Raw genomic sequence first — 19,918 nt, forward strand, 5'->3', positions numbered from 1 at the left:
CGTTGAGGAGGCGCATATTACGCTCCTCACTTCGAAAGTCAAGCGGTTGTTTTCGCTTTTCTTTCGGCGCCGGCTTCGCAAGGAAGCTGGCTCATCAGTTCGGCGTGTTCCGCCGTGCTGGTAGGGGCGCATTATAGGGAGCCGCGCCGGGATGACAAGGGCAAAACTGCAAAAAATGGCATTTTTTGTGATTTTGCGGTTCAACCGTTGTTTTATTAAACAAAAGCCCCGCATCAACGAGGCTCCTTCGGGCAATAAACCCTGTATTCACATCAGGTTGCTATCTTTTTGACCAGAATTCCCGGGCAAAACTGCGCACCTTTTCCCAATCGGTAAATTCGAGATCCTTGCTGGTATCCGTGCTACCACCTGTCATCTTCATGATCAGCTGAATGATACGGGTCTGCCACCAGTTATAACGGGAATACTGAAGCGCACCGGCAAACACTCCCAGGGTCTTGGGTTTCCAGGGAGAGAGGCGCAGGAACTTCTTCATATAGGCATTGGTCTGCGGCGTTTGTTTCTCCGGCTTGCGCGCGGTCAGATTGACGCAGAAGAAGGCAGCGTTGGCCACCTCCAGCTGCTCCTGATGAGCGTGGATAAAGCTGAGCAAGCTGGGATGAAAATTACCATAACGAATAGATGCGCCGATCAGCACCTTCTTGTACTTGCTGAGGTTGCACATGGGCAGGGTATGCAGATCATGCATCACCACCTCGCATCCCGGCATCTCCTCCAGCATGACATCTATGATTTTGCGGGTTTGGCCGTCCCGAGAGGAATAAAGCACCAGAATCTTGTCCATAACAACCTCAACTACGCCAGAATGCGGGGGTAAACAGTACCAGAAGCGTGAAAATTTCCAATCGACCAAACAACATGGCCAGGATCAGTATCCATTTCGCTGCGGCGCTGGTACCGGCAAAGTTGGAGGCCACATCCCCCAGACCCGGTCCCACGTTGGTCAACGTCGCCGCCACAGCAGAGAAAGCGGTCACCTCATTCATCCCGGTGGCGATCAGTGCCAGCATGAACAGCACAAACAGAATAATGTAAGTGGCGAAGAAACCCCATACTGCCTCGACGATACGATCCGACACCGCCTTGCGGCCCAGCTTGAGGGTATAGACGGCGCGCGGATGCACCAGCCGCTTCAACTCCCGCACCCCCTGCATGAACAGGATCATGAAGCGCATCACCTTGATGCCCCCTCCGGTACTGCCGGCGCAACAACCAATAAAGGAAGAGAACATCAGCATCATGGGCAGGATAGAGGGCCAATCCGCATAACTGGTGGTGCTGTAACCCGTGGTAGTGCCGAGCGATACCGATTGAAACAGGGCGTGGTTGAGGGTCTCCTGCCAATGTTCATAGTGGTTGTGATGCAGCAGTACGGCCGCGCAGAACAAAAACAGGAACAGCTGGATACCGAGGAACACTTTTACTTCAGGATCGCGCAGATAGCTCAGCAAGCGCACCGGCGTATGGGTAAACACCATGAAATGCAGGCCGAAGTTGATGCTGCCGATCAGCAGGAAGCACACTGTGATGAGGTTTATCGCCGGACTGTTAAAGAAGCCGATACTGTCGTCGTGGGTGGAGAAACCGCCGATGGAGAGGCTGGAAAAGGAGTGGCAGATAGCGTCAAACAGCGACATCCCCGCCAGCCAGTAAGCAAGGGCGCAGAGCATGGTCAGCAACAGATAGATGAACCAGAGCGCCTTGGCAGTCTCGGCAATGCGTGGCGTCACCTTGGTATCCTTGACCGGCCCCGGGATCTCGGCACGATAAAGCTGCATGCCACCGATGCCGAGCAGCGGCAAGATGGCGACTGCCAGCACTATGATCCCCATCCCCCCCAGCCACTGCAGCAACTGACGATAGAACAGGAAGGCCTTGGGCAGGTTATCCAGCCCGGTCAGCACGGTTGCTCCCGTGGTGGTCAGGCCGGAGAAAGATTCGAAAAAGGCCTCCGAGACCGACATACCGGGGACGTCGCCAATAATGAACGGGACTGCGCCCACACTGCCCAGCACAGTCCAGAACAAGACGACGATGAGGAAGCCCTCTTTCGATCTGAGTTCCTTCTTGTGGTGGCGGTTGGGGAACCAGAGCAGCACGCCAAGCAGAAGCGCGATAAAAAAGGAGCTGACGAACTCGGCACCACCACCATCCCGATAACCAAACGCAACCATGGCGGGCAACAACATGGTCGAGCTGAACAGCGCAACCAGCAGGCCAACGATGCGAATAATGCTCAGAATGTGCATTCCGGCTCCCTCTTCAGGCTAAAAGAGCGATGGATTCTAGCCATCTAAGGAGCGAAGGGATACCCGTCCATGGGTTCGGTCGGTCAATTCCCGATCAACCTGGGACCAAACAGAGGATTCCCACGCGACCTGCAAAGTGACACGAACACCATAATCGGCATCCAGTACCTGACCGTGATGACTGCTGAGCAGCGCCTCTACCGCGCCCATGTCGGTGTAATCACACTGGATGAGAGAAGGGGTTTGCTGATGCCTGACCTGAGTCTCGAGTCGCTTGAGGGCTGCACCGACACCGCCACCATAGGCCTTGACCAGACCGCCGGTACCCAGCAGCACGCCACCGTAGTAGCGCACCACAACGGCGGCTATCTCACCCAGCCCGGATCCCATCAGCTGGGCCAGCATAGGCTTGCCAGCAGTCCCCGATGGCTCCCCATCATCGCTGAAGCCATAAGCCTGACTATCTTGCGGCGCCCCGGCAACAAAAGCCCAGCAGTGATGCCGGGCCCCGGGGTGCAACTGCTTTATCTCGTTTACCCACACCTTGGCCGCCTCGACCGTCGGTGTATGGGCAATAAACGTGATGAAGCGGCTCTTCTTGATCTCTTCACTCAGCTCCAGCGGCAAGGCAGGGATGGAATAGCCAGCCGCCATCAGAGACCCGCTTGTCTCGTCATATTCTCCACCCCGTTGGCATGCAGCACTATGTTGTCCTCGATGCGGATGCCGCCGAACGGACGCAGCACTTCCACCTTGTTCCAGTTGACCCGTTTGCCCTGCTCACTCTGACGCAGTGGCTCCAGCAGACTGTCGATGAAGTAGAGACCCGGCTCTATGGTAAACACCTGGCCCACCTCCATCACCCGGGTACAACGCAGGTAGGGGAACTGTTCGGGGGCAGACAGGTGCGTACCGCGCTCATCCTGCATGAAACCGCCCGCGTCGTGGACTTGCAGGCCAAGGAAGTGACCCAGGCCGTGGGGGAAGAAGACATTGGTCACGCCGGTGTGGATCATCTCATCCACTGACATGTCCACCAGCTCCACGGACTGCAGCAGTCGCGCCAGCTTGTGGTGCATCTGCAGATGCAGCTCGCTGTAACGCCGACCCGGCTTGATCTCCTCGATAATCTCCTGCTGTTGTGAGTCCAGCGTCGCAATCAGATCGGCAAACTCGCCCCTGCGCCAGGCCCAGGTGCGGGTAATGTCGGAGGCATAACCGTGAAAGTCCACCCCTGCATCGATGAGGAAGGAGTAACGTTCCGCATCCGGCACACGCAGGGCGGAAAGATGGGTGTAGTGGAGGATGGCTGCATTGCGGTTGATGGCAACGATATTGCCGTAAGGCGCGTCATTGGCCCCTTGGCCAACGGCTTTCATATAAGCCAGGTTGATCTCGAACTCGCTCGCCCCCGCCATGAAGGAGTCCTTGGCCGCGATGTGGCCACGCACACCGATGCGATTCGCTTCGCGCAGGCACTCCAGCTCGTAGGGGGTCTTGTAGGCGCGGTGATAGTGCAGATAGTTGAGCACGGCTTCCGGGTTGGGCTGACCCAGCCCCAGCAGCTCGGCCACTTCCAGATGACCGCCCAGATAAGCCCACTCCTGCTTGCTGGCAGGCAGGTGATCGGCGATCTGCTCCGGCCTCGTCAGGAAGCGGATGTCGAAGAAGTCGACCCAGAAGGCATTGGGCAGCTCTGCCACCTTGTGCCAGAAATCCACCGGCCGGTAGAACAGCAACACCGGTTTGCTCACACCATCCACCAGCAACCAGCAGTGGGGATTGTCCAGCACCGGCAGCCAGGCCTTGAAGTGCGGATTCACCTTGAAGGGATAATCCTGATCGTCGAGGAAGATACGGTGAGTCTGGCCGGAGTGGATGGCCAGGCCGCTGAGCCCCTGCTGTTGCAGTATGTCGCGGGTGCGATGCTGCAAGGTATCGAGGTGCTGGGCAAAAAGTTGGCTGTAGCTGCTCATGGCGTCCTGCTCCGGGAGAAATGTGATTTCAGCATAACATCAAGCGAATCAAGGCTCGAACCGTCAAGCTATCGCTTCGTGAGGTAACGCATACGTTACAAAGCTTTTGTTATGAAACAAAAACCAATCATTAACAAATAAAAAACAATTCAATACACTGCCGGTAGATACATGCAGTCAGGGACTACTCATGCACAATCTTTGCCTGTGGCAACCGGATCAGGACAGGATTCAACAATCCAATCTCCAGCAGTTTATGGGCGAGGTCAACCGCTTCCACGGCCTGCAACTGCACAGCTATGCCCAGCTCTATCAGTGGTCGGTGGAAAAGACCACCCGCTTCTGGCCTCTGGTGTGGCAGCACTGCGGTGTCAAAGGGGAACTCGGCGACATAGTGGCAGAGAACCGCCAGGATATGCAGCGCACCCGCTGGTTCCCCGATAGCCGACTCAACTTCGCCGAAAACCTGCTGCGCCGCCAGGATGAGAGTCCGGCCATTATCTCCCGCATCGAAGGCAGCCCAAGCCGCACCATGAGCTGGCGTGAACTGGCGGATCAGGTGGCCCGGCTGGCCCAGTGGCTGCGCAGCCAGGGGATAGGTCGGGGCGACGTGGTCGCCGCCTACCTGCCCAATATCCCGGAAACCGTGGTGGCCATGCTGGCAACCACCAGCCTGGGCGCTATCTGGACCTCCACCAGCCCCGACTTTGGCGAGGCCAGCGTGGTGGAGCGCTTCGGCCAGACTCGGCCCAGGGTAATGTTTGCGGTGGACGGCTATCGCTACAACGGCAAGGCCATCGACATCCAGGCCAAGGTGGCCGGCGTGGTCAGCCAGATCGACAGCATAGAGCAGACGGTGATGATCCCCCTGCTCGGCAATCCCCTGCAACTGGGCCACGACTGGCAGCAAGTGCTGGCCAGCCAGCCGGACGCCGTCCTTCGCTTCGACCCCATGGGCTTCAACGATCCGCTCTACATCCTCTATTCGTCCGGCACCACCGGCAAGCCCAAATGCATCGTGCACGGTATCGGCGGCACCCTGCTGCAACATCTGAAAGAGCACCAGCTGCACTGCGACATCAAGCCGGGGGAGCGGGTGTTCTACTTCACTACCTGCGGCTGGATGATGTGGAACTGGCTGGTGAGCGCGCTCGCCTCCGGCGCCACTCTGGTGCTCTACGACGGCTCCCCCTTCTACCCGGACGGCAATGTGCTGTGGGATCTGGCCCGCGACGAGCAGGTCAGCTTGTTCGGCACCTCGGCCAAATACCTGGATGCGCTGCACAAGCAGGGCTATGCCCCGATCAAGACCCACCAGCTGCCACAGCTACGGCTCATCTGCAGCACCGGCTCCGTGCTGTCGCCGGAGGGATTCGACTACGTCTATCAGCAGATCAAGCAGGATGTGCAACTCAGCTCCATCTCAGGCGGCACCGACATCTGCTCCTGCTTCGTCATCGGCAACCCCATCAGCCCCGTTTACCGTGGCGAGAGCCAAGGACGCGGGCTAGGCCTCGCGGTGCAGGTGTTCAACGAGGCAGGCCAGCCGGTGCAGGGCGAGAAGGGGGAACTGGTCTGCACCAAGCCCTTCCCGGCCCAACCCATCGGTTTTTGGGGGGACGACAGCGGCGACAAATACCACGCCGCCTACTTCGAACGGTTCGACAACATCTGGTGCCACGGCGACTGGATCGAGCTGACCGACACCGGCGGCATCCTCTTCTATGGCCGCTCCGATGCCACTCTCAATCCGGGGGGCGTGCGCATCGGCACCAGCGAGATATACCGCTACGTGGAGCAGCTGGACGAGGTGGAAGAGAGCATAGTCATAGGCCAGCAGTGGCAGCAGGACGAACGGGTAGTGTTGTTCGTCAAGCTCAAGCCCGGCATCAAGCTGGACGAGCCCCTGCGCGAGCGCATCCGCCAGCAAGTAAGGCAGCACTGCACGGCCCGCCACGTACCCGCCCGTATCCTGCAGGTGGATGCGATCCCCCGCACCAAGTCCGGCAAGATAGTGGAGCTGGCAGTGCGGGAAGTGGTGCACAACAGACCCGTCAACAATACTCATGCCCTCGCCGATCCCGACGTGCTGAGCCAGTATCGGGATAGGCCTGAACTAGCCAGCTGACAAGGTTCAAGATTAATAAAGGCGTCATCAGACGCCTTTATTTTGACTGTTAACCTGAGGCGAGCTTTTACTCGAAACCTGTTAAACAAATGTTTTAAATAGGTGTTGAAATTGTCTTCTTTTGGATCAATAGTGAGCCTCGCCCCCTGCTGGGGATAAAGGAGCAACACCCCCCACCGAGTGGGAACAAGGAGACACTCTCATGATCTACCAAGGCGAAACCCTGTCGGTCAGCTACCTCGAAAACGGCATTGCCGAACTGAGGTTTGATGCCCCGGGTTCAGTCAACAAGCTGGATCGCGCTACCCTGCTCTCACTGAGCGAAGCGATCGCCGCATTACAGCAACAAGCCGATTTGAAGGGTCTGATCCTCACCTCCGGCAAAGACGCCTTTATCGTCGGTGCCGACATTACCGAATTCCTAGAACTGTTCGATCTGCCGCAAGAAGATCTGCTCGGCTGGCTGAAAAAGGCCAACGACATCTTCAGCGCCATCGAAGATCTGCCGGTGCCGACCCTCTCTGCCATCAAGGGCCACGCCCTGGGCGGCGGCTGCGAGACCATACTCTCTACCGATTTTCGTCTGGCCGACACCAGCGCCAAGATCGGCCTGCCGGAAACCAAACTCGGCATCATGCCAGGCTTTGGCGGCACGGTTCGTCTGCCGCGCCTGATCGGTGCCGACAACGCGCTGGAGTGGATCACCACAGGCAAGGATTACCGTGCCGATGACGCCCTCAAGGTGGGTGCCGTCGATGCCGTGGTCGCGCCAGAGGCACTGCACAGCGCCGCCGTGCAGATGATGAAAGATGCCATCGCTGGCAAGCTGAACTGGCAGAGTCGTCGCGCCGCCAAGAAGGCCCCGCTGCGTCTCTCCAAGCTGGAAGCCATGATGAGCTTCAGCACCGCCGCCGGCATGGTTGCCGCCGTGGCGGGCAAGCACTATCCGGCCCCCATGACAGCGGTGAAAACCGTCGAAGCCGCCGCCGGTATGAGCCGTGACGAGGCCTTGGTGGTCGAGGCACAAGGCTTTATCAAGCTGGCCAAGACCGACGTCGCCAAGGCGCTGGTCGGCATCTTCCTCAATGATCAGCACATCAAGGCGCTGGCCAAGAAGGCCGCCAAGCAGGCTGCTAAGGCCACTAGCCACGCCGCCGTGCTGGGCGCCGGCATCATGGGTGGCGGCATCGCCTACCAGTCTGCCAGCAAGGGCATTCCGGCTGTGATGAAGGACATCAACGAGAAAGCGCTGGCGCTGGGCATGGGTGAAGCCACCAAGCTGCTCAACGGCCAGCTCGAGAAGGGCCGCATCGATGGCATCAAGATGGGCCAGGTGCTCTCCGCCATTACCCCGACCCTGAGCTATGACAACGTCAAGCACGTGGATCTGGTGGTCGAAGCCGTGGTCGAGAACCCCAAGGTGAAGGCCGCCGTGCTGGGCGAAGTGGAAGGCATTATCGGTGACGACGCCGTGCTCGCCAGCAACACCTCCACCATCCCCATCTCCCTGCTGGCCCAGGGGCTGAAACGTCCGCAGAACTTCTGCGGCATGCACTTCTTCAACCCGGTGCACCGCATGCCACTGGTGGAGATCATCCGCGGCGAGCAGACCTCCGATGAAACCATCAACCGCGTGGTGGCCTATGCCGCCGCCATGGGCAAGTCACCGGTGGTGGTCAACGACTGCCCGGGCTTCTTCGTCAACCGGGTACTCTTCCCCTACTTCTTCGGCTTCAACAAGCTGGTCGCCGATGGCGCCGACTTTGCCGTCGTCGACAAGGTGATGGAGAAGGAGTTTGGCTGGCCCATGGGCCCCGCCTATCTGCTGGACGTGGTCGGCATCGACACAGGTCACCATGCCGGTGACGTCATGGCGCAGGGCTTCCCGGCTCGCATGAGCAAGGAAGGCCGTACCGCCATCGATGTGATGTACGACGCCAGCCGCTTCGGTCAGAAGAATGGCAAGGGCTTCTACGCCTACGAGCAGGACAAGAAGGGCAAGCCGAAGAAGGTGGCCGATGTGGCCGCTTACGAGCTGCTGGCCCCCATTGCCAAGCCGAAACAGGATTTCGACAAGGAAGCCATCATAGCCCGCATGATGATCCCCATGATCAACGAGGTGGTGCTCTGCCTGGAAGAGGCCATAGTCGCCACGCCGGCCGAGGCCGACATAGCGCTGGTCTATGGTCTGGGCCTCCCTCCCTTCCGTGGTGGCGTGTTCCGCTATCTGGACACCATTGGTCTGGATCGTTACGTGGCCATGGCCGACCAGTATGCCGACTTGGGCCCGCTCTACCGTGTCAGCGACCGCTTGCGCGAGATGGCCGCCCAGGGCAAAACCTTCTACTGATTGCGGAAAGGAGATCCATTCATGAAAGACGTAGTCATTGTCGACTGTATCCGGACCCCCATGGGCCGGTCCAAGGGCGGCGCCTTCCGCAACGTGCGTGCAGAAGATCTGTCCGCGCACCTGATGAGCTCCATCCTGCTGCGCAACCCCAACCTCGACCCGAACGAGATCGAGGACATCTACTGGGGCTGCGTGCAACAGACCCTGGAGCAGGGTTTCAACATAGCCCGTAACGCCGCCCTGCTGGCGGGGATCCCCAAGCAGGTAGGTGCTGTCACCGTCAACCGGCTGTGTGGCTCCTCCATGCAGGCGCTGCATGACGCTTCCCGCGCCATTCAGGTGGGTGATGGGGACATCTTCATCATCGGCGGTGTCGAGCACATGGGCCATGTGCCCATGAGCCACGGAGTCGACTTCCACCCCGGCATGGCCAAGTCGGTGGCCAAGGCCTCCGGCATGATGGGGCTGACCGCCGAGATGCTGGGCAAGCTGCACGGTATCAGCCGCCAGCAGCAGGACGAGTTTGCCGCCCGCTCCCACCGCCGCGCCTATGCCGCGACCGTGGAAGGGCGCTTTGCCAGAGAGATCGTCGGTCTGGAAGGGCATGACGCCAGCGGCGCCCGCTTCTTCTACGACTACGACGAGGTGATCCGCCCGGAGACCACGGTCGAAACCCTGAGCCAGCTGCGCCCTGTGTTCGACCCGGCCAACGGCACAGTCACCGCCGGTACCTCCTCGGCTCTGTCCGACGGCGCCTCCGCCATGCTGGTGATGAGCGCGGATCGGGCCAAGGCGCTGGGGCTGACTCCGCGCGTCAGGGTGCGCTCCATGGCAGTGGCCGGTTGCGATGCCGCCATCATGGGTTATGGCCCTGTGCCTGCTACCCAGAAGGCGCTCAAGCGTGCCGGTCTGACCATAGGCGATATCGATCTGGTCGAGCTGAACGAGGCGTTCGCCGCCCAGTCACTGCCTTGCGTCAAGGATCTGGGACTGCTGGACGTGGCGGAAGAGAAGGTCAACCTGAACGGTGGTGCCATCGCTCTGGGTCACCCGCTGGGATGCTCCGGCTCCCGCATCTCCACCACACTGATCCATCTGATGGAGGAGAAGGATGCCAATCTGGGTCTTGCCACCATGTGCATCGGTCTGGGCCAGGGCATAGCCACAGTGTTCGAACGGGTGTGATGTCAACGGCTCGCCCTCACTGCGACAGTGAGGGCGAGCCAGAATTGTCTTTTTTGGGGTCGGCCTTGCCGGCCCGTCATCGAGTCTGTCGAGATCGCCACACGGGGTGATCTCCTGTCGTCGGAATCTGCGCGTTGGCCGCCCCGTTTGGGTCGGCCTTTTTTATTTAGAGAGCGCTATATGGGAGGATATTGCCCATAACCTCACATTAGATGGGGGGCTTGCTTGCTTTTTGCTCCCCCGACAGGTTCAATCTGCACAAAAAAATGGGTGGATGCACATACATATGTCAACGAGCAAACAACTGCTGATCGTCGACGACGACCAAGAGATCCGCGAGCTGCTCAATGAATACCTGACCAGGGCCGGTTTCCAGGTATTGACGGCGGCGGAAGGCAACGAGATGCGCCAGCAGCTCGCCCTGCACAGCCCGGACCTGATTATTCTCGATATCATGATGCCCGGCGACGACGGCTTTACCCTGTGCCAACAGATCCGTCGCGACTCCCAGGTACCCATCATAATGCTGACCGCCGCCTCCGATGAGGCAGACAGGGTGATCGGCCTCGAACTCGGCGCCGACGACTACATCGCCAAGCCGTTCAGCCCGCGCGAGCTGCAGGCTCGCATCAAGGCCTTGCTGCGCCGCGCCGAATTCCGCCAGCCGGAAAAAGAAAAAGAACCGAGCCGCCGCCTGCGTTTTGCCGAATGGACCCTGGACACCCTGAGCCACCAGCTGACCCACGACGATGGCAGCTTGCTGGATCTCTCCGGCAGTGACGCCCTGCTGCTCGGCATGTTCCTGCAGCAACCCGGCGTGGTGCTGGACAGGGACACCATCTCCGATGCCACCCGGGGCCGCGAGAGCCTGCCGATGGAGCGCGGCATCGACGTGCAGATCAGCCGTCTGCGCCAGAAACTGGGTGACAACGGCAAGAGCCCGCGCATCATCAAGACCATACGCGGCAGTGGCTATATGCTGATTGCCGAAGTACACGAGATCCCGTGAAGGGTAAAAAGGTAGCAACGGCATGCTGATCGACAAAAGGCACGAGATCCCATGAGGAGTGGCTGGTTCTGGCGGGTGCTGGTCCCCCGCTCCCTGCTGTCGCGGATGCTGCTGTTGCTGCTGCTCGCCATCCTGCTCTCCCAGACCATACTCACCGGCATCTGGATGCAGCAGATCCAGAAGCGGGAGCTGGAGGGCATGCTCAGCACCACCCGCAACCTGGCGCTGTCGGCCGCCTCCACCGTCAACTTCTTCAAATCCCTGCCCCTGCAGTACCGCCATATCGCGCTGGATCAGCTGCGCAATATGGGGGGGAGCCGCTTCTTCGTGTCACTCAACGAGGAAGAGATCCACATCAGCGCCATCCCCGACAGCGAGCGCAAGACGCTGGTGCTGAAAGAGGTGCAGGGGGTGCTGGTCCGCAAGCTCTCGGACGCCATGGCCATCAAGGTGGATTTCTCCCGACCCGAGGACCTGCACGTCTTCAACAACGACACCCTGCTGGCGGATCTGCCCTCCTCCTGGGCCCGCTATACCCTGTCGCTGGAACCGCTCAATCCGCCCGTGCTGGTGACCCAGATCGAGATAGAACCCGGCGAGTGGCTCTACCTGGCAGCCCTGCTGCCCGCCCCATACATGACCCTCGACGATACAGTGATGCCGAGCAACCAGGTGCGTTTCATCGCCCTGATGACGGTGTTTCTCTGCTTCTTCACCTTCCTGCTGGTGCGCTGGCAGACCCGCCCGCTGCGTCGGCTCGCCAAGGCGGCGGTCAACCTGGGCAAGGATATAGACCAGCCATCCCTCAAAGAGGAAGGGGCATCGGAAATCGTGGCGGCGACCCGCGCCTTCAACATCATGCAGCACCGCATCCGCCGTTATATCGATGATAGAGAACGACTGTTCAGCTCCATTTCCCACGATCTCAAGACCCCTATAACCCGGCTGCGGCTGAGAGTCGAACTGCTCGACGACGAGGTGCAGATCGGCAAGTTCAACAAGGATCTGGACGAGCTGGAGCTGATGGTCAAAGGGGCGCTGCAGACGGTGAAAGACACCGACATCCACGAGAACATAGAGCAGCTGGACATAGACGCCATGCTGGAGCAGATGGCCGAGTCCATGAACCTGCATGACGAACGGCTGACCATAGAGGGCCACTGCAAGCAGCTCTACCGTGGCAAGCCGCTGGCGCTCAAGCGCTGCATCGGCAACCTGGTGGACAACGGCATCAAATACGGCCAGAAGGTGCGCATCATCATCATGGACGACGAGGAGATGCTGATCCTCTTCATCATGGATGAGGGCCCCGGCCTGCCGGACGATCAGTTCGAGCGCATCTTCGAGCCCTACTACCGGCTCAGCACGGATCTGGCCGGTACCGGCCTTGGTCTGGGCATAGCCCGCAACATAGCCCACGCCCACGGCGGCGATCTGGTGCTGGAAAATCGCCCGCAGGGCGGCCTGCAGGCCACCCTCTCCCTACCAAGGCAGTAACCTTATGAAGTGGTTATCTTTTTCTGTCATCGCCCTGATCTCTTCGCCCGTTGCCGCCTCCCAGCGTGTCGGGGTGCTGCACGGGTGGCGTGCGGTCGGCACCGACCACTCTCCTTCACTCAAGGCTGTCACAGTATGAAGTTGTTCCCGTTTGCCATTGTCGCCCTGCTCTCCCTGCCTGTAGGCGCCTCCCAGGTGGAGGTGCTGCACTGGTGGACTTCCGGTGGCGAGGCCAAGGCGGTGGAGGTGCTCAAGTCCGAGTGGACCGAGCAGGGCAACCAGTGGAACGATTTCGCGGTGCAGGGCGGCGGCGGCAAGAGCGCCATGACGGTACTCAAGAGCCGGGCGCTGGCGGCCAACCCGCCGGAAGCGGCACACCTCAAGGGCTACGAGTTGCGGGAGTGGGCCGGACTCGGCTTTCTGCGCGACCTCACCCCCATGGCCGAACACCTCGGCTGGTATCCGCAGCTACCGGCCATGGTGCGCGAAACCCTCAGCCAGAATGGTGCCCTGATGGCGGTGCCCACCGGTATTCACCGCGTCAACTGGCTCTGGCTCAACCGCAAGGTGTTCGACAAGCTGGAGCTGACCCCGCCCACCGACTGGAACCAGTTCGTGGTGGTGGCAGAGCAGCTCAAGGCACAGAACATCACACCGCTCGCCATCGGCAACGAACCCTGGCAGCTGGCGGTGCTGTTCGAAACGGTGGCGCTGGGGGAGGGAGGCAAGGATTTCTATCGCAAGGCCTTCGTCGAACTGGACGGCGCGACCCTGACCGGCCCCGACATGGTACGGGTGCTGACCCGCTTCCAGCAGTTGCGCGCCTACGTACCCAAGAGCTTCGTCGGTTTGAAGTGGCATCAAGCGACCACCCAGCTGGAAACCGGCGAAGCCGCCATGCAGCTGATGGGGGACTGGGTGAAGGGGGAGCTGAGCGTGAGCAACTACAGGCCCGGGGAAGACATAGAGTGTCTGCCCAGCCCGGGCAGCGACGGTCTGTTCAGCTATAACCTGGACTCCATCGCCATGTTCAAGCAGCGGGATCCCGCCCAGTTGCAGGCACAGGGTGAACTGGCCCAGCTGCTGATGACGCCGAAATTCCAGCAGGAGTTCAACCGGGTGAAGGGCTCGATCCCCGCCCTCACCAAGCCGGACATGAGCAAGTTCGATCGCTGCGCCCTGCGCTCCTATCAGGATTTCCTGCTGGCGGAGCGAGAGGGCAATCTGCTGCCCAGCATGGCGGAAGGGATGGCAACGCCGACCAACATGCGCCAGGCGATCATGGATGTGCTGAGCAACTTCTTCAACGATCCCAATGCCAATCCGCAGCAGACGGCGTTGCATCTGGAGCGGGCCATGCGCTCGACCCGCTAGTCCCTTTCTCGACAGCCAGAAACAACAAAGGCGGATGGTGATCCGCCTTTGTCATTGTGGGAAAAGCTGACTGTTCAAGGATTGTCGTTCTCGTCCTCATCTTCGTCGTAGTAATCGCTGAGCTCGATCCAGAGCCCCAGCCCTATCATCACCATGGCACCGAACCAGGTGCCGGTATTACCGATCGGGCTGCCCATCACTATCATGGCGAAAGCCAAGAACCCCATGCCTGCGTAGGCTTGCAATCTGCCGTAGGAGACCTGCATATTCACACCTCCTTGTTGAATATGATTCAATTTTTATATTACTCATAAGGCGAGATGTGGGTAGGGCCAGATCACACTTTGGTTACATATGCTGCATTAAGGCCTCATTGTTTGATTATTTTTTCGCCTTGAGTATCATTGGCAGCTGAATAGGTTGAAGGTTGATTATTGATGAGTGCTTTATTCTGCGACGCAACCCATGAATTGGATGCGATCGGGCTTCGTTGCCCGGAACCCGTGATGATGGTGCGTAAAAAAGTGCGCTTGATGGCCCAGGGCGAGACTCTGCTGGTCAGCGCCGACGATCCCTCAACCACTCGCGACATCCCCAGTTTCTGCCGTTTTATGGATCACACCCTGGTCGCCAGCGAGACAGAGCAGGCCCCCTACCGCTATCTGATCCGCAAGGGTCAATAAGCCCAGTTTCGGAGCAAACATGACAGCCATTACCCGAATCGGTACCACCCAGCGTTGGTCAGACGTGGTCATCCACAACGGCACCCTCTACGTGGTGGAAGTGCCCGCCACGGACGACGCCGACATTCACCAGCAAACCCGCGAAGTGCTGACCAGCCTGCAGCGCCTGCTGGAAACCAACGGCTCCGGGGTCGACAAGATCCTGATGGCCAACATCTATCTGAAGGACATCGCGGATATCGCCGCCTTCAACGAACAGTGGGATGCCTGGATCCCGGCTGGCACGGCACCGGTACGCGCCTGCGTACAAGCCCGCCTTGCCCATGAAGGCTACAAGGTGGAAGTGCAGCTGACTGCGGCCGTTTAAGTCCGCAACACCGGATAGCAAAAGGCCCCGCCATCACTGGCGGGGCCTTTTCGTTACCACAAACTGGGACAACTTACGCGGTCGGGATCAGGGTGATGGTCACCCGGCGGTTCTGAGCCTTGCCAGCGGCAGTGCTGTTGGTGGCAACCGGCTGATCCGGGCCCACACCCTGGGTGGAGATACGGCTACCCGTTACCCCATGGCCGATCAGCTGGGCGGCTACGGCATCGGCACGCTGGGCGGAGAGCTTCATGTTCAGATCGCGAGAGCCTGTGCTGTCGGTGTGACCGACCACGTTCAGGCGGGTCTTGTCGAACTCGGCAACCACCATGGCAACGCCGGACAGGGTATTGGCACCGGCCGCTTTCAGCTGGGCGCTGGAGCTATCGAAAGTGACGTTGTTCGGCATATTGAGGATCAGCTCGTCGCCATTGCGGGTCACGCTGACGCCAGTGCCCTGCAGCTTCTCGCGCAGCTTGGCTTCCTGCACGTCCATGTAGTAACCGATACCGCCACCCAGGGCGGCGCCGGCGGCCACGCCAGTCAGAATACCCTTCTTGCGATCCCCCTTGCTGGAGGAGAGCGCCCCCACGGCGGCGCCCGTCGCAGCGCCGGCCAGCGCACCCCAGGCGGCCTTGCCAGTCTGCTGTTCGCCAGTATAGGGATTGGTAGTACAGCCACTCAGGGCAATGGTCAGTGCCAGGGCTGGCACCAGTATCTTGGCTCGCATGAAAAAACCTCTATGAATACAGTCCGGCACCATGCCGGGGGCAGGATTGTAACGCGCCATCACGCCATTGTCTGACGCAGGTCTGAACGGCTGGCGAGAGTGAGCATTTTTTGCGCACCAGCGGCGCTTGGCGGGCCAAATTCGGCTACAAATGCAGCCGAATTTGTCGCAAGGAAGAGGATGGCCGACCCCCCCAGGCCATTCGGCGTGACCGATAGCCTATTGGCGGGAGTCTGACGCTGACGATAAGCAGCCTCAGGCGGGCTGCTGACACTCGGCGTGGCAGGGGCAGCTGACCAGATGATCGTTCACCATCCCCACTGCCTGCATGAAGGCGTAGCAAATCGTGCTGCCGACGAAGTTGAAGCCGAGCTTCTTGAGCGCCTTGGACATGGCATCCGACTCCTTTGATGTGGCCGGAATATCGCCGTTGCCCTGCCGCTGGTTGACCATGGGGGCGCCGCCGACAAAGGCCCACAGGTAATCGGCGAAGTCGATCCCCTGCTCTTGCAACGCCAGATAGGCGCGGGCGTTTTTGATGATCGATTGCACCTTGAGGCGGTTGCGGATGATACCGGTGTCCTGCATCAGCCGCTCCACATCCTGCTCGTCGAACCGGGCGATCAGCACGGGGTCAAAGTCCGCATAGGCGCGGTAGTAGCTGTCAGTGCGCTTCAAGATGGTGATCCACGACAGCCCCGCCTGCTGGCCGTCGAGGCAGAGCTTGGCAAACAGCTCGCGGGCGTCATAAACCGGCCTGCCCCATTGTTTGTCATGATATTCAATATATTCCGGGTCCTTGGTCACCCAGGCGCAGCGCAGTTCCATTCTTCGTCTCCTGTTATTTTTCTCTGCCCGACTCTCTGTCCGACAAGGGGATTTCATCGGCCACATGAGGGGGCTTCCATCCCGGGCCAACCAGGCCCGGCGCAGCCCCGCCCCATGAATCCCCTACAATTTCGCCTATTATCCGACCATGCCAGACGGTATACTCCTTCGGTTCACATTCAGCAAATCTTGCTCTGATTTCACTTCGCGCGAAAAACACTATGCAAAAATTCGATGTCAAAACCTTTCAGGGCCTGATCCTGCAGCTGCAGGACTATTGGTCCCGCCAGGGCTGTACCATTATTCAGCCGCTGGACATGGAAGTGGGTGCCGGTACTTCACACCCCATGACCTGTCTGCGCGCTCTGGGCCCGGAGCCCATCGCCTGTGCCTACGTGCAACCGTCCCGCCGTCCGACCGACGGCCGCTACGGTGAAAACCCGAACCGCCTGCAGCACTATTACCAGTTCCAGGTGATCATCAAGCCGTCCCCCGACAACATTCAGGAACTCTACCTGGGCTCGCTGAAAGAGCTGGGCATGGATCCTGAAATCCACGACATCCGCTTCGTGGAAGACAACTGGGAAAACCCGACGCTGGGTGCCTGGGGTCTGGGCTGGGAAGTGTGGCTCAACGGCATGGAAGTGACTCAGTTCACCTACTTCCAGCAAGTTGGCGGCCTGGAGTGCAAGCCGGTGACCGGCGAGATCACCTATGGTCTCGAGCGTCTGGCCATGTACATTCAGGGCGTGGACAGCGTCTATGACCTGGTCTGGTCCGATGGCCCGCTGGGCAAGACCACCTACGGCGATGTGTTCCACCAGAACGAAGTGGAGCAGTCCACCTACAACTTCGAACACGCCGACGTGGACTTCCTGTTCCACTGCTTCGAGCAGTACGAGAAGGAAGCCCAGCACCTGCTGGCACTGGAAACACCGCTGCCGCTGCCCGCTTACGAGCGCATTCTGAAAGCTGCCCACTCCTTCAACCTGCTGGATGCCCGCAAGGCCATCTCGGTCACCGAGCGTCAGCGCTACATATTGCGCATTCGCACCCTGACCAAGGCCGTGGCCGAGGCGTACTATGCCTCCCGCGAAGCACTGGGCTTCCCCATGTGCAAGCGCACTGAGAACAAGCAAGGTTAAGGAACGGACATGGCACAACATACATTTCTGGTAGAGATCGGCACAGCTGAGCTGCCGCCAAAAGCCCTGCGCTCCCTGGCCGAAGCCTTTGCCGACAACTTCAAAGCCGAGCTGACCAAGGCCGACCTGGCCTTCGGCGACGTCGAGTGGTTTGCCTCACCGCGCCGCCTGGCGCTGAAGGTACACGCGCTGGCTGGCGAACAGCCGAGCAAGAGCGTCGAGAAGCGCGGCCCGGCCGTCTCCCAGGCGTTCGATGCCGAAGGCAAGCCGACCAAGGCTGCCGAAGGCTGGGCCCGTGGCAACGGCATCACAGTTGAGCAGGCCGAGCGTCTGGTCACCGACAAGGGTGAGTGGCTGGTTCACACCGCCAAGGTCGAAGGCCGTCCGGCCAAAGACTTGCTGGGCGAGCTGGTTAGCCAGGCACTGGCCAAGCTGCCCATCCCGAAAATGATGCGCTGGGGCGACAAGACCATCCAGTTCGTGCGTCCGGTCTTTACCGTGACCCTGCTGCTGGATGGGGATCTGGTTCCCGCTCACATTCTGGGTATCGACTCTGCCCGCACCATTCGCGGTCACCGCTTTATGGGCGAGCCCGAATTCACCATCGACAACGCCAGCCAGTACCCGCAGATCCTGCTGGAAAAAGGCAAAGTGGTTGCCGACTTTATGGCGCGCAAGGCCAAGATCAAGGCTGACGCCGAAGCGGCCGCTGCCGCCTTCGGTGGCGTTGCCGATCTGGACGACGCCCTGCTGGAAGAGGTCACCGCACTGGTCGAGTGGCCTGTAGTGCTAACCGCCAACTTTGAAGAGAAGTTCCTGGCCGTTCCCGCTGAAGCGCTGGTTCACACCATGAAGGGTGACCAGAAGTACTTCCCGGTCTACGACAAGAACGGCAAGCTGCTGCCGAAGTTCATCTTCGTCACCAACATAGAGTCGAAAGACCCGAGCCAGATCATCAGCGGCAACGAGAAGGTGGTTCGCCCCCGTCTCTCTGACGCCGAGTTCTTCTTCAAGACCGACCTGAAGCAGACGCTGGCCTCCCGCCTGCCGCGCCTTGAAACCGTGCTTTTCCAGCAACAGCTCGGCACAGTCAAGGCCAAGGTCGAGCGCATCGGGACCGTCGCCGGCTTTATCGCCGAGCGCATCGGTGCCAATGTGGCTCAGGCCAAGCGTGCCGGTCTGCTCTCCAAGTGTGATCTCATGACCAACATGGTCGGCGAGTTCGCCAGCACCCAGGGTGTCATGGGGATGCACTACGCCCGTCACGACGGCGAAGACGAAGTGGTGGCCGTGGCCCTGAATGAGCAGTACATGCCGCGCTTCGCCGGTGATGCCCTGCCGTCCGCGCTGGAAGCCTGCGCCGTCGCGCTGGCCGACAAGCTCGACACCCTGGCCGGCATCTTCGGCATCGGCATGCTGCCCAAAGGTGACAAAGATCCGTTCGCTCTGCGTCGCGCCGCCATCGGTGCTCTGCGCATCATGACCGAGAAGCAGCTGGACTTGGATCTGGTTGAACTGGTTGAAGAAGCGGTACGCGTCTACGGCGACAAGCTGACCAACAACACCGTCGTCACCGACGTGGTCGACTTTATGCTGGGCCGCTTCCGCGCCGCCTATCAGGACGAAGGCATAGGTGCCGACGTGGTGCTGGCCGTGCTGGCCCGCCGCCCGACCCGTCCGCTCGACTTCAATCGCCGCGTCAAGGCCGTCAGCCACTTCCGCAGCCTGGATGCCGCACTGGCATTGGCTGCTGCCAACAAGCGCGTCAGCAACATTCTGGCCAAGGTTGAAGGCGAATTGCCGACTGCCGTCAAACCGGAACTGCTGGTCGATGCCGCCGAGAAGGCGCTGGCCACTCAGGTTGCTGCCCTGCAAGCCGAACTGGCGCCGCTGTTCGCTGCCGGTGACTATCAGGCTGCCCTCACCCGTCTGGCCGCCCTGCGCGAGCCGGTCGACACCTTCTTCAACGAAGTCATGGTGATGGCCGACGACGAGGCTCTCAAGGCCAACCGTCTGGCGCTGCTGAACAACCTGCGCAACCTGTTCCTGCAAGTCGCGGATATCTCCCTGCTGCAGTGATTACGGTTTGTTAGCAATATCTCAAAATGGCGCCGAAAGGCGCCTTTTTTATTGCATTAATTGCTCGTTGGCGTATAAAAAAGTATTTCTTTCACACATGGGCTTAATCATGAAAATAAAACCAAATTTTATATCCATCCCCCCTGAAGATCCATTTAAGTTTGATAGCATTGATTTAAAAGATAGCATACAAAACATTTCTACCCTTCTTCAAAAAATATCTAGGGAAGGTGCGAATAAGCGGGGAAATTCTTCTCGGCTGACTCAGTCATTTCATTTCTTCATGTTTGAGCCGAT

Annotated in this window: 19 protein-coding genes; 12 read left to right on the forward strand and 7 right to left on the reverse strand. The window is 59.8% G+C overall.

Annotated features, from left to right (window positions below; all coding sequences use genetic code 11):
* Positions 1-280: 280 nt before the first annotated feature.
* The 4 genes from hemG to pepQ are packed head-to-tail and all read right to left on the reverse strand — an operon-like array spanning position 281 to position 4,246.
* A complete protein-coding gene (gene hemG / locus OKC28_RS21760) occupies positions 281-805 on the reverse strand; it encodes a menaquinone-dependent protoporphyrinogen IX dehydrogenase (protein ID WP_005320546.1) in 525 nt (174 codons plus the stop codon).
* A gap of 7 nt (positions 806-812) precedes the next feature.
* Positions 813-2,270 (reverse strand): TrkH family potassium uptake protein, encoded by a 1,458-nt coding sequence (locus OKC28_RS21765; protein ID WP_219593152.1) that lies wholly within the window; start codon positions 2,268-2,270, stop codon positions 813-815.
* Positions 2,271-2,306: 36 nt separating this feature from the next.
* On the reverse strand, positions 2,307-2,924 hold the full coding sequence (locus OKC28_RS21770) for a YigZ family protein (protein WP_265453217.1): 618 nt from the start codon (positions 2,922-2,924) through the stop codon (positions 2,307-2,309).
* Positions 2,924-4,246, reverse strand: a complete 1,323-nt coding sequence (pepQ, locus tag OKC28_RS21775) for a Xaa-Pro dipeptidase (protein ID WP_256686269.1) — start codon at positions 4,244-4,246, stop codon at positions 2,924-2,926. Before pepQ ends, OKC28_RS21770 begins: the two co-directional genes overlap by 1 nt.
* 190 nt (positions 4,247-4,436) lie before the next feature.
* On the opposite strand from pepQ, the gene OKC28_RS21780 reads away from it, so the two are divergent.
* From OKC28_RS21780 to OKC28_RS21810, 7 genes are all read left to right on the forward strand, one after another.
* Positions 4,437-6,374, forward strand: a complete 1,938-nt coding sequence (locus OKC28_RS21780; RefSeq protein ID WP_256686271.1) for an acetoacetate--CoA ligase — start codon at positions 4,437-4,439, stop codon at positions 6,372-6,374.
* A gap of 202 nt (positions 6,375-6,576) precedes the next feature.
* Positions 6,577-8,724, forward strand: a complete 2,148-nt coding sequence (fadB, locus tag OKC28_RS21785) for a fatty acid oxidation complex subunit alpha FadB (protein ID WP_256686273.1) — start codon at positions 6,577-6,579, stop codon at positions 8,722-8,724.
* A 21-nt stretch (positions 8,725-8,745) separates the two neighbouring features.
* Entirely contained in the window at positions 8,746-9,909 is a 1,164-nt protein-coding gene (fadA, locus tag OKC28_RS21790) for an acetyl-CoA C-acyltransferase FadA (RefSeq protein ID WP_256686275.1), read from the forward strand.
* 286 nt (positions 9,910-10,195) lie between these two features.
* Positions 10,196-10,918: a response regulator gene (locus OKC28_RS21795; RefSeq protein WP_005320571.1), complete on the forward strand. Its 723-nt coding sequence runs from the start codon at positions 10,196-10,198 to the stop codon at positions 10,916-10,918.
* Between the two features lie 51 nt (positions 10,919-10,969).
* Positions 10,970-12,415, forward strand: a complete 1,446-nt coding sequence (locus tag OKC28_RS21800) for an ATP-binding protein (RefSeq protein WP_256686278.1) — start codon at positions 10,970-10,972, stop codon at positions 12,413-12,415.
* A gap of 4 nt (positions 12,416-12,419) precedes the next feature.
* Entirely contained in the window at positions 12,420-12,554 is a 135-nt protein-coding gene (locus OKC28_RS21805; protein ID WP_256686280.1) for a hypothetical protein, read from the forward strand.
* On the forward strand, positions 12,551-13,789 hold the full coding sequence (locus OKC28_RS21810) for an ABC transporter substrate-binding protein (RefSeq protein ID WP_096117895.1): 1,239 nt from the start codon (positions 12,551-12,553) through the stop codon (positions 13,787-13,789). The genes OKC28_RS21805 and OKC28_RS21810 overlap by 4 nt, the downstream gene beginning before the upstream one ends.
* A gap of 74 nt (positions 13,790-13,863) precedes the next feature.
* Here the strand turns inward: OKC28_RS21810 and OKC28_RS21815 are convergent, their stop codons facing one another.
* A complete protein-coding gene (locus OKC28_RS21815) occupies positions 13,864-14,055 on the reverse strand; it encodes a hypothetical protein (protein ID WP_005320579.1) in 192 nt (63 codons plus the stop codon).
* Positions 14,056-14,226: 171 nt separating this feature from the next.
* Between OKC28_RS21815 and tusA the strand changes: the two genes are divergently transcribed.
* Entirely contained in the window at positions 14,227-14,472 is a 246-nt protein-coding gene (gene tusA, locus OKC28_RS21820; RefSeq protein ID WP_005320582.1) for a sulfurtransferase TusA, read from the forward strand.
* Positions 14,473-14,491: 19 nt separating this feature from the next.
* Entirely contained in the window at positions 14,492-14,839 is a 348-nt protein-coding gene (locus OKC28_RS21825) for a RidA family protein (RefSeq protein ID WP_021140659.1), read from the forward strand.
* A gap of 73 nt (positions 14,840-14,912) precedes the next feature.
* Here OKC28_RS21825 and OKC28_RS21830 read toward each other — a convergent pair whose 3' ends face one another.
* Together OKC28_RS21830 and OKC28_RS21835 are read right to left on the reverse strand one after the other, a co-directional pair.
* The gene (locus OKC28_RS21830) at positions 14,913-15,569 is read right to left on the reverse strand and encodes an OmpA family lipoprotein (protein ID WP_021140658.1); all 657 of its coding nucleotides are present in this window, start codon (positions 15,567-15,569) and stop codon (positions 14,913-14,915) included.
* A 255-nt stretch (positions 15,570-15,824) separates the two neighbouring features.
* The gene (locus tag OKC28_RS21835) at positions 15,825-16,397 is read right to left on the reverse strand and encodes a DNA-3-methyladenine glycosylase I (RefSeq protein WP_021140657.1); all 573 of its coding nucleotides are present in this window, start codon (positions 16,395-16,397) and stop codon (positions 15,825-15,827) included.
* A gap of 221 nt (positions 16,398-16,618) precedes the next feature.
* Between OKC28_RS21835 and glyQ the strand changes: the two genes are divergently transcribed.
* From glyQ to OKC28_RS21850, 3 genes are all read left to right on the forward strand, one after another.
* Entirely contained in the window at positions 16,619-17,542 is a 924-nt protein-coding gene (gene glyQ / locus OKC28_RS21840) for a glycine--tRNA ligase subunit alpha (protein ID WP_005320598.1), read from the forward strand.
* 9 nt (positions 17,543-17,551) lie between these two features.
* Entirely contained in the window at positions 17,552-19,621 is a 2,070-nt protein-coding gene (gene glyS / locus OKC28_RS21845; protein ID WP_270691090.1) for a glycine--tRNA ligase subunit beta, read from the forward strand.
* 109 nt (positions 19,622-19,730) lie between these two features.
* A partial coding sequence (locus tag OKC28_RS21850) for a hypothetical protein (protein ID WP_270691091.1) occupies positions 19,731-19,918 on the forward strand: 188 nt, incomplete at its 3' end.

Source organism: Aeromonas sp. D3 (assembly GCF_027705025.1).
In the GTDB taxonomy this organism is placed as follows: domain Bacteria; phylum Pseudomonadota; class Gammaproteobacteria; order Enterobacterales; family Aeromonadaceae; genus Aeromonas; species Aeromonas salmonicida.